Origin of the sequence: Propionibacterium sp. (genome assembly GCF_047719395.1) — a bacterium.
Lineage (GTDB): Bacteria > Actinomycetota > Actinomycetes > Propionibacteriales > Propionibacteriaceae > Propionibacterium.
On record NZ_JBDNTB010000008.1, the window covers coordinates 1 to 13,245 of the forward strand.

Sequence of the window (13,245 nt, forward strand, 5' to 3'; positions counted from 1 at the left end):
TCCCCCTCCCCCCGCCGTCCCACGTGACGCGGGTTCCCGAACTTGGCTAGCCGGGGGTGGCGGGGGGGGGGGGGGGGGGGGGGGGGGGCGCGGCGCGCCCCGACCTCGGTCCGTTGTTCTACGAACCGACCATTCTCACCGGCGTCACGCCGGACATGACGCTGTGCAGCCATGAGACCTTCGGCCCGGTTGTTTCGGTGTACCCCTACAAGGACGTCGAGGGCGCCATCGAGATGGCCAATGATTCGCCGTACGGTCTCAACGCCAGCGTGTGGGGACGCAACGGCATGCGCGCCCGGGCAGTCGCCGCGCGCGTCCACGCCGGTTCGGTCAACGTGAACGAGGCCTTCGCAGCCACCTGGGGCAGCATCGATGCGCCGATGGGTGGCGTGGGGGACTCCGGCCTGGGACGCCGGCACGGCTCGGACGGCATCCTCAAGTACACCGAGGCACAGACCATCGCCCAGCAACGGCTGCACAATCTCGGTCTTCCTACTGGTTCCCCGGCCCAGCCCTGGACACGGACGGTGACCCGTGGACTGAAACTGCTCAGAGCGTTCACCGCCCGATAGGGCTGGGGCTTCAGGCGCAAACCGTGCGGTTTCGGTCATGACACCGGTTGCACGGCGTCAGCCGACCCACCCGAACCATCCTGATGGACCGGAGATCAGTGCTGCTCCTGGTGCCTGTCCGGCAGACAGGTCGTGAGCGCCCAGATTCCTGCGAACACGGCCAGGCCCGCGACCATGGTCACCAGCCCCGGCCAGCCGAGATGCAACCAGGCAATGCCACCGAGAAAGCCGAACAGGCTGGAGCCGATGTAGTACCAGGAGTTGTACAACGACGCCGATTGGGAGCGGTTGCGGGTTGCCCTCGCCCCTGCCCATCCCGAGGCGATGGAATGCGCCCCGAAGAAACCGGCGGTGAAGATCACCAGGCCGATGATGATCACCGGAAGTGACATCGACAATGTCACCAGTATTCCGATGATCATCAGCCCGGTGGAGCCGAGCAGTACAGGACCTCGTCCCCACCTGCTTGCCAAGTCGCCGGCAACTCGGGAAGTCACCGTTCCGGCCAGATATGCCAAGAAGAGCAGACTGGTGAGCCCTACAGGCATGTGGAAAGGGGCCCTTTCCAGACGGAATGCCAAGTAGTTGTAGGTGGCGACAAAACCTCCCATCAGCAGAAATCCCTGGCCGTACAACACGAGCAGCCCGGGATTTCGCATGTGGCCGCCAATGGCGTGCGCCACCTGTCCCACTGACACCGGGCGCGGCGTGAAACCCCGCGGCGGCGGAGTGATGAAGAAGAACACCGATGTCGCGATCGCCGCGATGATCGCGACCGTGAAGGTGCCGATCCGCCAATTGAATTCATCGGCGATGGGCGCAGCGACCAGCCTGCCGAGCAGTCCGCCGAGTGAAGTTCCGGAAACATAGGTGCCGGCTGCCACGGCTGCATGGGCCATATGGATCTCTTCGCTGAGATAGGTGACCGCGACGCCGGGAATGCCGCCGAGGGCCGCACCCTCCAGGACACGGATGACCATGAGAAAACCGAACGACTGGCTCCAGGGCATGATCAGCCCGAAGACAGTGGCGGCGACCAGTGCGATCCGCATCGCGCGGATCCGCCCGATCCGGTCGGCCACCAGCGACCAGGGCAGCGCTGCCAGCGCCAGGCCGAAGGTGGCCGCCGAGACAACTAGGCTCGACTGAGAAGCATTGATGCGCAGATCTGTGGCGAGCCGGGGAAGAATTCCCTGCGGCGAGTAGAGCTGCGCGAAGGTGGCGATGCCAGCACCCAACAGGGCCACAAGGATGCGCCGGTACTCCCTGGATCCCTTGCGATGCCCCATCCATGCGAGCTGGTCCGGCTGACTGGGCGTGATCAATCCTCCTCCGCGCAATTGCGTCTCGACAGTAGGGCGGGTTCGGTGCGCGGGCAATGCCGCTTCTTCGGGCGTCTCCCCGAACGGCTCGACTCGGTCCCGCATGCAAGTGCGACACGACGTGATCCATGGACGGGCCCGGACTGAACGCCGCCGACAGATCTGGGCGTGTTCAACGTGTTCTCACCTGCGTTGGCCGAGCGCGCGCCCGTGGTGGTAGCTTTGCCGGTCGGCCCGGTGGGGATTGCACGAACCTGTGTGCAATTGCGTCGAAATCGGAGCTGCGACAACACGCGAAGTGAAGGAAGACGTAGTGAAGCTGAGGATGTTCGTCGACGGGCAAGCCACCACCGGCGGCTCGATGAATCAGATTTTGCTGGACAGCGGGGCGGTTCTGGTTGCAAAGACGCAGACTGCGCCCAAATATCGGTTCTACTCTGTTCGCGACGAATTCCCGGGTCTCTACTACGTCGGTGACGGCGGTTTCGCCGTGCCCGGTGAGCTCTATGAAATGACCTACGAGCTCCTCAGGGACGTCCAGCTGCCAGACGAGCCCAGTGAATTGGAATTGTGTCTCATCGAAATGGCCGATGGGTCTGCCAGCCTCTGCATGCGGATGCGCGACGAGGCCCTGTCGCTTCCGGGTGTCAAGGACATCAGCGACCAGGGCGGATGGCACGCCTATCTGGAGAAGGCAGGGCTTCCGCTCACCTGACGCGGACGGTCTCGTCCCGGCTGACAAGCTGTGATGTGCTCGATATTGTGGCCCCAACAGACGCCTGCGGAGTTGGTTCGCAGGCGCCGGGGACAACGGAGTTCACATGACAATTGCCATCAAGTACGGGGCGCTCGTGGACGAGCCGCTCGTCGACGACAACGGGACTTTGGCTATCCATGGCGGAGCGGGTGCCATCGTCGAGCGGCTGCTCAAGATCTTCCCCGGAGCCTGCCTCGTCGGCTTCGAGCAGGAACACTGCACCGATGTGGAGATCAAACGTCTGGTCGACCTGGACGCCGAGAACGATCTCGTCATCAATCTCGACGTGATGGATTCGGTGGGGGTCTTCCAGACGCTGCACCGTCGAGGTGCCGAGCCATTGATCATGAACCTGCAGTGGCTGCCCCCGCGGCACTATCACCACCGAGTCAATTTCGCTGCCATGGGCCTGAGCTATGCGCTCTTCCCCACCCTGTGTTCGGGAGAGAGAACGGCCACCGAGGTGGCAGAGGTGGCGCACCGCTGGGCCATAGCCCCCCTGGCCAACGAGGCCAAGATCGCCTGGTTCCAGCCCGGCATCCGGGACGACCTGCTGCAACCGCGCAAACCGGCAGAGCTGCCGGTGGTGCTGTACCCGACCATCCATGTCAGTGCTGACAAGCAGCCAAAGGTCTTCATGTCGATCATGAGCAGGGTGGCCGCGAACGTGCCGCTGCAGATGGAGGCGCACCTGGGGCCGCGCGACCTGGTCACCCTGCAGGCGGTGAAGATGTCCTCGCCGCGCTGGGCGAAGGTGGGCCCGCTGTCGGCAGAACGAGACACTTACTGGGAGTCGCTGGCCCATGTGACCGCGTTCCTGTCCACCTCCCAGCAGGAGGCCTACGGCCTTGAATACTTGGAGGCCCTGCTCGCAGGGGCCGTCGGCGTGCTGCCGAAAGCCCCCTGGGCCACAGCACTTCTTCCGCCCGAGTACCCCTATCTCTATGACTCGGAGCGCGAAGCGGCCGAGATGCTGGAGCAGATTCTGCGCGATCCGCCGGCCGCCCAGGCCAAACTCGATGCCTGCGCCGATGGTTCGATCACACAATGGATTCTCAGCCACCATGCCCGTGCCACCGGCAACGATGCCATCGTGCAGCAGATCGAGAGCTGGTTCCCGAACCAGGCTTTGACGCAGTCCGTGAAACAATGACCTTCGGTCCGAGCACTGTCGATGCCCGGACAAGAAGGGAATAGCACTGTGATCCGAACCCACGAAGCCGGAACGCTGCGGGCGTCCGACGAAGGCAAGACTGTGACCCTGGCGGGATGGGTGGCCCACCGCCGAGATCATGGTGGAGTTGCCTTCATCGATCTGCGGGATGCCAGCGGCATCGCACAAGTGGTGATCCGCGACGAGGTGCTTGCCTCCTCCGGCGCCCACGATCTGCGCAATGAGTTCTGCATCGCCGTGACCGGAGTGGTCGAGCCGCGCCCGGAGGGCAACGCGAACCCTGACATGGCGACCGGTGAGATCGAGGTCAACATCAGCGAGTTGGACGTGCTCAACCGCGCTGCCCCGCTGCCCTTCCCGGTGGACGAGCACACCACGGTCGGTGAGGATGCCCGGCTGAAGTACCGCTACCTCGACCTGCGCCGTCCCCGGATGCACAATGCCCTGGTGCTGCGGTCCAAGGTGAGCACCGCAGCCCGCAAGGTGCTGGACGCACACAACTTCGTCGAGATCGAAACCCCGACGCTGACCCGGTCGACGCCAGAAGGTGCCCGTGACTTCCTGGTACCGGCCCGGCTGTCGCCGGGCAGCTGGTACGCCCTTCCGCAGAGCCCCCAGCTGTTCAAGCAGTTGCTCATGGTGGCCGGCATGGAGCGCTACTACCAGATCGCCCGCTGCTACCGCGACGAGGACTTCCGCGCCGATCGCCAGCCCGAGTTCACCCAGCTCGATGTGGAGATGAGCTTCGTCGACCAGGATGATGTCATCGCACTCGGCGAGGAACTGATGTCGGCCTGCTGGAAGCTCATCGGCGTCGACCTGCCGCTTCCTCTGCCACGCATCAGCTGGCAGGACGCCATGGACCACTACGGCTCCGACAAGCCCGATCTGCGCTTCGAACTGCAGATCACCGAGGTCACAGAGTTCTTCGCCAACACCCCCTTCCGGGTCTTCCAGAATCCCTATGTCGGGGCCGTCGTCATGCCCGGCGGGGCGTCCCTGCCGCGCCGCCAGTTCGACGCCTGGCAGGAATGGGCCAAGCAGCGCGGTGCGAAGGGTCTGGCCTACATCACCCTCGGCGAGGACGGCACACCTGCCGGGCCGGTCGCCAAGAACATCTCCGACACCGAGCGCGCCGGAATCGCCGAGCTGGTCGGGGCGAAGCCGGGAGATGCGATCTTCTTCGCCGCCGGTGCCCGCACCGCATCTCAGGAGCTGCTCGGCGCAGCACGTCTGGAGATCGGGCGTCGCTGCAATCTGTACGACCCCAAGGGCTGGGCCTTCTGCTGGGTGGTGGACGCTCCGCTGTTCAAGCCCACCAGCGAGGCTGTCGCCGAGGGTGACGTGGCCGTCGGAGCAGGCGCCTGGACCGCCGTGCACCACGCCTTCACCTCGCCGAAGCCGGACTGCATGGACACCTTCGACACCGACCCGGGTTCGGCGCTGGCGTACGCCTACGACTTCGTCTGCAATGGCAACGAGGTGGGCGGCGGGTCCATCCGTATCCACCGCCGTGACATCCAGGAGCGCGTCTTCAATGTGATGGGCATCGGCCCCGAGGAAGCCCAGCGCAAGTTCGGCTTCCTGCTCGACGCCTTCAAATTCGGCGCCCCGCCGCACGGCGGCATCGCCTTCGGCTGGGACCGGCTCGTCATGCTGCTCGGTGGTTTCGACTCGATCCGAGATGTCATCGCCTTCCCGAAGACCGGCAACGGCTTCGACCCGCTCACCTCGGCACCTGCCCCCATAACCAAGGCGCAGCGCCGCGAGGCCGGTGTGGACTTCAAGCCCGCACCCAAGAAGAAGGACGGCGAAGCCAAGAACTCGAAGTCCGGCTCCTCCAAGGACAGCGTCCCGGCCAAGAACTGAGGAGCAAGCCGAGTCATTCCCCAGGCTTTCGCCGAGATGGACTGCGATGCTGGCTGTGCCGTGTACCGGTCAGGATCGCAGTCCATCTGCACATCGGCGCACACCGGCGCGGATGTGGGGTGAAAGTGCTGGTGGGATGGTGCCCGGCCCTGCTCCAGGAGTCGTCAGGTGACCAGAGCTGTGTCCGCGACGCGAGTGCGGCTTGGGGCCTGCTGGCAGATTCCGTAGGCTGGCGCCATGTATGCGGAGCCGTACACCCCCCACTGGATCGATCTCGAGGGCGTCTGCAACCTGCGCGGTCTCTGCGGACTGCCCGCGGCGGGTGGCCGCACGATCGCGCCGCGCACCCTGCTGCGAAGCGACAATCTGTCGGACCTGACGCCCGGCTCGACCGTCATCCTGCGCGACGAATACGGGCTCACCGATGTCGTCGACCTGCGTACCGACATGGAGATCCACGAGACGGGGCAGGGGCCGCTGTCGGACGACCCTGGGGTGAGCTTCCATGACTTCTCGCTCTACCCCAAAGAGGTGCCCGGCCAGACCATTCCGCCATGGATGAAGGACAAGAATCTGCACACGGTCGGCACGCCGGTGCCCCGGGCGCAGGCGCTGTCCATCCACTACATGCACTATCTGTCCGGGCGCCCCGACAGCGTCACCTCCGCGATGCGCACCATCGCCACGGCGCAAGGCGCCACGCTGGTGAACTGCGCCGCTGGCAAGGATCGCACAGGCACGGTCATCGCGGTGGTGCTCAGTGCGGTGGGCGTCGACCGGGAGACCATCGTCGCCGACTACGAGGCCAGCAACCTGCGGGTCCTCAAGATCATCGACCGTCTTGGCTGCCGCATCGCAGACGCGGGAAGCGTGCACCGCAACGACAACCTCACCGTGCACGGCCAGTCCACCCCGGCCGAGGCGATGCAGGGCCTGTTCGCCCTTGTGGACGACCACTACGGCTCGATGAATGATTATCTGGACCGTGCCGGATGGACCGCGGACGACCAGCAGGCGCTGGAGACCAAACTGCTCGGCTGACCCTGCTCGGTGCGCCGGCTCGCGGGTCCTGTCAGCCTCCGGCGCTAGGCTGCCATGGTGGCTGAGGACCTGTTCGGCAATCTCGACGAGGAGCCAGAGCCGGCCGGGACCGGCGGCTCACTCGGCGGCGTCCCCGCTGGCATGGCACCCCTGGCAGTGCGCATGCGTCCGCGCGCCCTGGACGAGATCGTCGGCCAGAAGCACCTTCTCGGCCCCGGTTCGCCACTGAGACGGCTGGCCGAGGGCAGCACGGCGATGAGCGTTTTCCTGTGGGGCCCGCCCGGAGTCGGCAAGACCACCATCGCATCGGTCGTCTCGCACGCCACCAACCGTCGGTTCGTCGAACTGTCGGCCGTCACCGCAGGCGTGAAGGATGTCCGCCGCGAACTCGACATGGCACGGCGCGAATTGGCCCATGGACGTCCCACCGTGCTGTTCATCGACGAGGTGCACCGCTTCTCCAAGGCCCAGCAGGATGTGCTGCTGCCCGCCGTGGAGAACCGCCTGATCACGCTCATCGCCGCCACCACCGAGAATCCCTCCTTCTCCGTGATCTCGCCACTGCTCTCCCGCTCCCTGCTGCTCACCCTGAAATCGCTCAGCGACGAGGACATCGGCGAGCTCATCGGCCGCGCGCTGCACGACGAACGCGGCCTGCGCACGCCCGGGGGCAGCGAATACGAGCTGGAATCCGAGGCACGCGAGGACTTGGTGCGGCTGGCAGCAGGTGACGCCCGGCGGGCGCTGAGCTATCTGGAGGAGGCCGCTGCGGGAGCCAGCGCAGCCGGCGGCTCATCGATCCGGCCCGAGGATGTGGCCCGGGCGGTGGACCGGGCGGCGGTGCGCTACGACCGGCAGGGTGACCAGCACTACGACGTGATCAGCGCATTCATCAAGTCGGTGCGCGGTTCTGATGTGGACGCCGCGCTGCACTACCTTGCCCGGATGATCGAGGCAGGGGAGGATCCCCGCTTCATCGCGCGCCGCCTCATCGTGCTGGCCAGCGAAGACATCGGCATGGCAGCACCCTCGGTGCTGCAGACCGCCGTGGCAGCCGCCCAGGCCGTGCAGCTGATCGGCATGCCCGAGGCCCGCATCAACCTGGCCCACGCCACCATCGCCGCGGCCACCGCCCCCAAGTCCAATGCCGTCATCGCTGCCATCAACAGTGCCCAGAAAGATGTGGCGGCGGGCAAGGGCAGCACGGTGCCAGCCCACCTCAGGGACGCCCACTACGCCAGCGCCGCCGATCTGGGCCACGGCGTGGGCTACCGCTACGCCCACGACTGGCCGCACGGGGTGGCCCCGCAGCAATACCTGCCCGATGATCTGGTGGGCACCCGCTACTACCAACCCAGCGAGCACGGCAACGAAGCCACGGTCGCCGAGCGGCTGGAATTGATCCGCCGTATCCTGGCTGAGCCCGAATGAGTTCCGAATTCGAGTGGAGACTGGATCCGAGTGAGTGCGTCGTGAGGTCAATCGATCCATCGGTGCACCCGGTGGAACAAGAGCGCATGAGGACGCGCATCGCCAACCCGCAGCGCGCCACTGATGATCAGCTATCGGGGCCATGCCGCGGCGGATTCGAGATCACCGGTCATCGGCTCGGAAAGGATCGGAAGGAAGCCCATGAAACCCACCAAGTTGGTCGTCACCGGAGCCGGCCACGTCGGTTCCTATGTGCTGGCAGATGCCATGAAAGCCGGCCTGTTCGCAGAAATCGCCGTCATCGACGCTGACGATGGCGTGGCGCGCGGCGAGGCGATGGACCAGCTGCACGCCACCGCGCTGCCCTCGCTCACCAGCGTCGACGTGCATCCGGGCACACCCGGGGACTACACCGACGCGGACATCATCATCTGCGCCGCCGGCCAGAGCATCGTCAAGGATCCCGAGCATCCCGATGCCGAACCCGATCGCACCCTGCTGACCGACGTGAGCTCACGGGTGATCAGGCAGGTGATGGCCGATATCGCTTCGCACACCCACGACGCGATCGTCATCCTCATCACCAACCCGCTGGACACCATGGTCTACATCGCCGAGAACGAATTCGGCTATCCCAGCGGCAGGGTCCTCGGCACTGGCACCATGCTTGATTCCGCCAGGCTGCGCCAGGCCATCGCCGCCCGGCTGGGTATCAGCCCGAGCAGCGTCAGCGGCTACATGATGGGCGAGCACGGCGCCACGGCATTCCCGGTGCTCAGCAGGGTCAGCATCGGCGGCCTGCGTTGGGACGAGCTGCCCAGCGCGTTCCCGGATTTCGCGCCCATCACACCCGAGCAGGTGCGCCGCCAGGTGGTCAAGGCGGCATTCGACCTGCTCAACGCCAAGGGCTGGACCAATGCCGGTGTCGCGCAATCCGCAGTGCTGCTGGCCCGTGCCGTGGTGCTCGATGAGCAGGCGATCTGGCCGGCCAGCTCCACGCTGCACGGCGAATACGGTCACGACGGCGATGTGGCGCTGTCCATGCCCTCGGTGATCGGGCGTGGTGGGCTGGAGCGCCGCATCCCTGTCACGCTGGATGACTGGGAGAGCGCACAACTGCAGATTTCCATCGACTACGTCCAGCAGACCATTGCCGCGGCGGGTGCGGGGAATGCAGCCCTGGTCGGTCACTGAAATTGTCGGCTCACCCATGCGACAAGGTCGGTTGAGAGCGTCGGTGCGCTCAACCGAGCTTGGTGTCGGTCTGGCCGCCTCCCGGCAAGGCCTTGGTGCGTTCATCGTCGATGAGCACACCGACGAGCAGCACCGTCGAGACGATCCAGATGAGCAGCAGGGCGATGATGACACCGGCCAGCGCGCCATAGGTCTTCTGGTAGTTGCCGAACATCGACACATAGAAGTTGAAGCCGACCACCGCGAGCAGCGAGACGATGATCGCCGTCACCGAACCCCTGCTGATCAAGGGCACCTTCCTGCCAATGTTGTCCGGGGCGAACCGGAACAGCGCCGAGACCATGATGATCATCAGGACGAAGATGACTGGCCAGCGCAGCCAGGTCCAGATGGCGCCGAAGCTCTCTGCGGCTTGGCCCAGCGCCAGCATGTTGGCGAGCCAGCGGACCAGCGGCCCTGCGCTGAATGCCACGACCATGACGATCATGAATACCACCATCATCGCCGTGAGGGCCAGCTGCTGGGCCTTCAGCTTGACGAAACCCCTGCTCTCCTCGACATCGTGCAGGCTGTTGGCGGCCCTGGCGAAGGCGCCGACATAGCCCGAGGCGGACCACAGGGCCAGCAGAATGCCGATGACCAGACCGAGACCGGCACCACCGGAATCAAGGAAGCCCTGGACCACCTCGGTGAGAGTGGTCGCCATCGCCTGGTCCGGCACCGATTTCGCGATGAACTGATCCATGATCGGTTGGACACGGCCGTCCTGGCCCACCAGTTTCAGCACCGAGATGAGCGCGATGAGCATCGGGAACGCGGAGAACACCGTGTAGTAGGTGAGCGCGGCGGCCTGATCGGTGATCCGATCCTTGCCGATCCGCTGCACGAAGGCCTTCATCCGCTGCAGCTTCGTCGCAGGCGGCTCCGCCGTGAAGACATTGCCCTGATCGGTGGCCTCATCTGCATTGACCGACGACTTGCCACTGGTCTTCTCGCTCTCGACCATGATGAGCTCCTGGTTGGCTTGCCTTTACTCCCGTACTCTCGCGTCGCTGCCAGGTCGCATGCTGCGATACCGCTCCCGATGCGGCGATGACAAGGTGCGAATTGGGTTTCGTCTGGGAACTCTAGCTCTCGCGCTAGTCTTGGGAACCGGTTTGCGCGCAGGGCGCAGATGGCATCAGCGGGAGATCACGACACATGAAAGCAGCCGAAATCGGCCGACGCTACCAAGACTTCTTCGTGTCCAGAGGGCACACCGCAGTGCCCAGTGCCTCGCTGCTGTACAACGATCCCACGCTGCTGTTCGTCAATGCTGGCATGGTGCCCTTCAAGCCCTATCTGATGGGCGAGCAGGTCTCGCCGTGGAAGCGCGCCACCAGCATCCAGAAGTGCGTGCGCACCCTTGACATCGAAGAGGTGGGCAAGACCACCCGGCATGGTACCTTCTTCCAGATGCTGGGAAATTTCAGCTTCGGCGACTACTTCAAGACAGAGGCCATCACCTGGGCCTGGGAGCTGGTCACCACCGAGCAGCCCAAGGGCGGTTTCGGATTCGACCCCGACAAGGTGTGGGTCACCGTCCTCGGGCCGGGCTACCACCCCGACTACCCAGAGGGCGATGTCGAGGCCAGAGAAACATGGCTGAAGGTGGGCGTGCCCCCCGAGCACATCCAGGGCCGCTCGCTGAAGGACAACTACTGGCACATGGGCGTCCCCGGCCCCGGCGGCCCCTGCTCGGAGATCTACATCGACCGTGGCCCGCAGTACGGTCCAGACGGCGGTCCGGTCGTCGACGAGGACCGTTTCCTGGAGATCTGGAATCTGGTCTTCGAGACCGAGGAACTCGGCACCGTGCGGGCCAAGGACGACTTCGACATCGTCGGGCCGATGAAGATGCGCAACATCGACACGGGCGCCGGCCTGGAGCGGATCGCCTATCTGCTGCAAGGCGTGGACAACATGTACGAGACCGATGAGGTCTTTCCCGTCATCGCCCGCGCCTCCGAGCTCGCCGGGCGACGCTACGGCGCCGACCACACCGACGACGTGCGGCTGCGCGTGGTGGGCGACCACATCCGCTCCTCCCTCATGCTCATGACCGACGGCGTGACGCCCAGCAATGAGGCGCGCGGCTATGTGCTGCGCCGGCTGATGCGGCGCTCCATCCGGTCCATGAGGCTGCTCGGCGTGCACGACCCCTGCCTGGTCGAACTGCTCGGGGTGAGCCGGGAGTGCATGCACACCACCTACCCCGACATTGACACCCAGTGGGACAGGATCAAGGACTCCGCCGAAACCGAAGAGGCGAACTTCGCACGCACTCTCAACTCCGGCATCCAGCTGTTCGACATGGCCGTGGCGCAGACCCGAGCACAGGGCGGCACGGTGCTCGGCGGTGACAAGGCCTTCCAGCTGCACGACACCTATGGCTTCCCGATCGACCTGACGCTGGAGATGGCCGACGAGCAGGGGCTGAGCGTCGACGAGGCTGCCTTCCGCTCCCTGATGGACGCCCAGCGCGCCCGGGCCAAGGCAGATGCCAAGGCCAAGAAGACCGGTGGGCAGGCCACCACTGCCTACAAGGCCCTCCGAGAAATGGGCGAGATCCCCTTCGTCGGGTACACCGACCTCGACATCCCCACCACCGTGCGAGGGCTCATCGTGGACGGCCACAGCGTCGACCGCGTGGAGCCGGGCCAGACCGCCGAGGTCATCCTCGATGAGACGCCCTTCTACGCCGAGATGGGCGGCCAGGACGCCGATGCGGGCATCATCTCCGCACCCAGCGGAAACTTCGACGTGCTCGATGTGCAGCGCCCGGTGCCGGGCCTGATCGTGCACACCATCAAGGGCAGTGGCGAGATTGCCGTCGGAGAATCGGTTGAGGCCGTTGTGGACGCCGCCAACCGTCAGGGTGCCTGTCAGGCGCACTCCGCCACGCATGTTCTGCATGCTGCGCTGCGCGAGCTCGTCGGGCCCACCGCCACCCAGGCCGGCTCGTACAACAAACCCGGCTACCTGCGCTTCGACTTCAGCTCCGCCAAGGGACTCTCACCCGAGCTCAAGGCAGAGATCGAGGCTCGCTGCAATGTCGCCGTGCGTGACGACCTCGCGGTGAGCGCCTCCCAGATGCCACTGGCCGAGGCCAAGAAGATGGGCGCGATGGCGATGTTCGGGGAGAAGTATCCCGAGATCGTCCGCGTCGTCGAGATGGGCGGTCCGTGGAGCCGTGAGCTGTGTGGCGGCACCCACGTTGAGCGTGCCTCCCAGATCGGCATGGTGACGCTGCTGTCCGAGCAGTCTGTGGGTGCGGGCACCCGCCGTGTCGAGGCGCTGGTCAGCACCGATGCCTTTGCACACATGGCGGGGGAGCGGGCCCTGGTGAATGAGCTCACCGGCATGCTCAAGGTGCAGCCAGAGCAGCTCACCGAACGGGTCTCTTCCCTGGTGGCAGAGCTGAAGGATGCCGAGAAGCGCATCGCCGCGCTGAAGACCGGCCAGCTGCTGGCCCAGGCGGGCCAGATCGCCGACGCAGCGGTCGACGTGAACCAGGTGCTGTTCGCCGGGCGCAGCCTCGACGGCACGGATGCGGGCTCGCTGCGCACCCTGGCCGGCCAGATTCGCGACAAACTCGAGGGCCGCACAGGTGTGGTCGCTCTGGTCGGCGGATCCGCGGCTAAGCCTGCATTGGTCATCGCGACCACCAAGCAGGCACGTGACAAAGGACTTCGGGCAGGAGAACTCGTCCGTCTGGGCGCAGCCGAGCTCGGTGGGCGTGGCGGAGGCAAGGACGATCTGGCGCAGGGCGGTGGATCGGATGCGTCCAAAGCAGCCCAGGCTCTGCAGGCCGTCAAGAATGACCTCGGGCGCGCTCGTGGCTGA

The 13,245-nt window shown here is 65.5% G+C and carries 10 protein-coding genes; 8 read left to right on the forward strand and 2 right to left on the reverse strand.

Annotated features, from left to right (window positions below):
* Positions 1 to 56: 56 nt before the first annotated feature.
* Positions 57 to 572: an aldehyde dehydrogenase family protein gene (locus tag ABF648_RS02280; protein WP_415630674.1), complete on the forward strand. Its 516-nt coding sequence runs from the start codon at positions 57 to 59 to the stop codon at positions 570 to 572.
* A 95-nt stretch (positions 573 to 667) separates the two neighbouring features.
* Here ABF648_RS02280 and ABF648_RS02285 read toward each other — a convergent pair whose 3' ends face one another.
* On the reverse strand, positions 668 to 1,897 hold the full coding sequence (locus ABF648_RS02285) for an MFS transporter (protein WP_415630675.1): 1,230 nt from the start codon (positions 1,895 to 1,897) through the stop codon (positions 668 to 670).
* Between the two features lie 295 nt (positions 1,898 to 2,192).
* On the opposite strand from ABF648_RS02285, the gene ABF648_RS02290 reads away from it, so the two are divergent.
* The 6 genes from ABF648_RS02290 to ABF648_RS02315 all read left to right on the forward strand — a co-directional run bounded on the left by ABF648_RS02290 (position 2,193) and on the right by ABF648_RS02315 (position 9,360).
* On the forward strand, positions 2,193 to 2,609 hold the full coding sequence (locus tag ABF648_RS02290) for a gamma-glutamylcyclotransferase (RefSeq protein ID WP_415630676.1): 417 nt from the start codon (positions 2,193 to 2,195) through the stop codon (positions 2,607 to 2,609).
* 106 nt (positions 2,610 to 2,715) lie between these two features.
* Positions 2,716 to 3,804, forward strand: a complete 1,089-nt coding sequence (locus tag ABF648_RS02295) for a glycosyltransferase family 1 protein (RefSeq protein ID WP_415630677.1) — start codon at positions 2,716 to 2,718, stop codon at positions 3,802 to 3,804.
* A gap of 48 nt (positions 3,805 to 3,852) precedes the next feature.
* Positions 3,853 to 5,694, forward strand: coding sequence for an aspartate--tRNA ligase (aspS, locus tag ABF648_RS02300; protein WP_415630678.1), 1,842 nt, complete (start codon positions 3,853 to 3,855; stop codon positions 5,692 to 5,694).
* Positions 5,695 to 5,931: 237 nt separating this feature from the next.
* A complete protein-coding gene (locus ABF648_RS02305) occupies positions 5,932 to 6,735 on the forward strand; it encodes a tyrosine-protein phosphatase (protein WP_415630679.1) in 804 nt (267 codons plus the stop codon).
* A gap of 54 nt (positions 6,736 to 6,789) precedes the next feature.
* Positions 6,790 to 8,166 (forward strand): replication-associated recombination protein A, encoded by a 1,377-nt coding sequence (locus ABF648_RS02310; RefSeq protein WP_415630680.1) that lies wholly within the window; start codon positions 6,790 to 6,792, stop codon positions 8,164 to 8,166.
* A gap of 201 nt (positions 8,167 to 8,367) precedes the next feature.
* Positions 8,368 to 9,360 carry a lactate/malate family dehydrogenase gene (locus ABF648_RS02315; protein ID WP_415630681.1) on the forward strand — a complete coding sequence of 331 codons (993 nt, stop codon included), beginning with the start codon at positions 8,368 to 8,370 and terminating at the stop codon, positions 9,358 to 9,360.
* 49 nt (positions 9,361 to 9,409) lie between these two features.
* Here ABF648_RS02315 and ABF648_RS02320 read toward each other — a convergent pair whose 3' ends face one another.
* Positions 9,410 to 10,366, reverse strand: a complete 957-nt coding sequence (locus tag ABF648_RS02320; RefSeq protein WP_415630682.1) for a YihY/virulence factor BrkB family protein — start codon at positions 10,364 to 10,366, stop codon at positions 9,410 to 9,412.
* A gap of 194 nt (positions 10,367 to 10,560) precedes the next feature.
* On the opposite strand from ABF648_RS02320, the gene alaS reads away from it, so the two are divergent.
* On the forward strand, positions 10,561 to 13,245 hold the full coding sequence (alaS, locus tag ABF648_RS02325) for an alanine--tRNA ligase (RefSeq protein ID WP_415630683.1): 2,685 nt from the start codon (positions 10,561 to 10,563) through the stop codon (positions 13,243 to 13,245).

What these genes read in the sequence shown, in the direction of transcription:
- ABF648_RS02295 (WP_415630677.1), top strand. Translation starts at nt 2,716, where the DNA reads ATGACAATTGCCATCAAGTACGGGGCGCTCGTGGACGAGCCGCTCGTC.
- ABF648_RS02305 (WP_415630679.1), top strand. Translation starts at nt 5,932, where the DNA reads ATGTATGCGGAGCCGTACACCCCCCACTGGATCGATCTCGAGGGCGTC.
- ABF648_RS02310 (WP_415630680.1), top strand. Translation starts at nt 6,790, where the DNA reads ATGGTGGCTGAGGACCTGTTCGGCAATCTCGACGAGGAGCCAGAGCCG.
- ABF648_RS02315 (WP_415630681.1), top strand. Translation starts at nt 8,368, where the DNA reads ATGAAACCCACCAAGTTGGTCGTCACCGGAGCCGGCCACGTCGGTTCC.
- alaS (WP_415630683.1), top strand. Translation starts at nt 10,561, where the DNA reads ATGAAAGCAGCCGAAATCGGCCGACGCTACCAAGACTTCTTCGTGTCC.
- ABF648_RS02320 (WP_415630682.1), bottom strand. Translation starts at nt 10,366, where the DNA reads ATGGTCGAGAGCGAGAAGACCAGTGGCAAGTCGTCGGTCAATGCAGAT.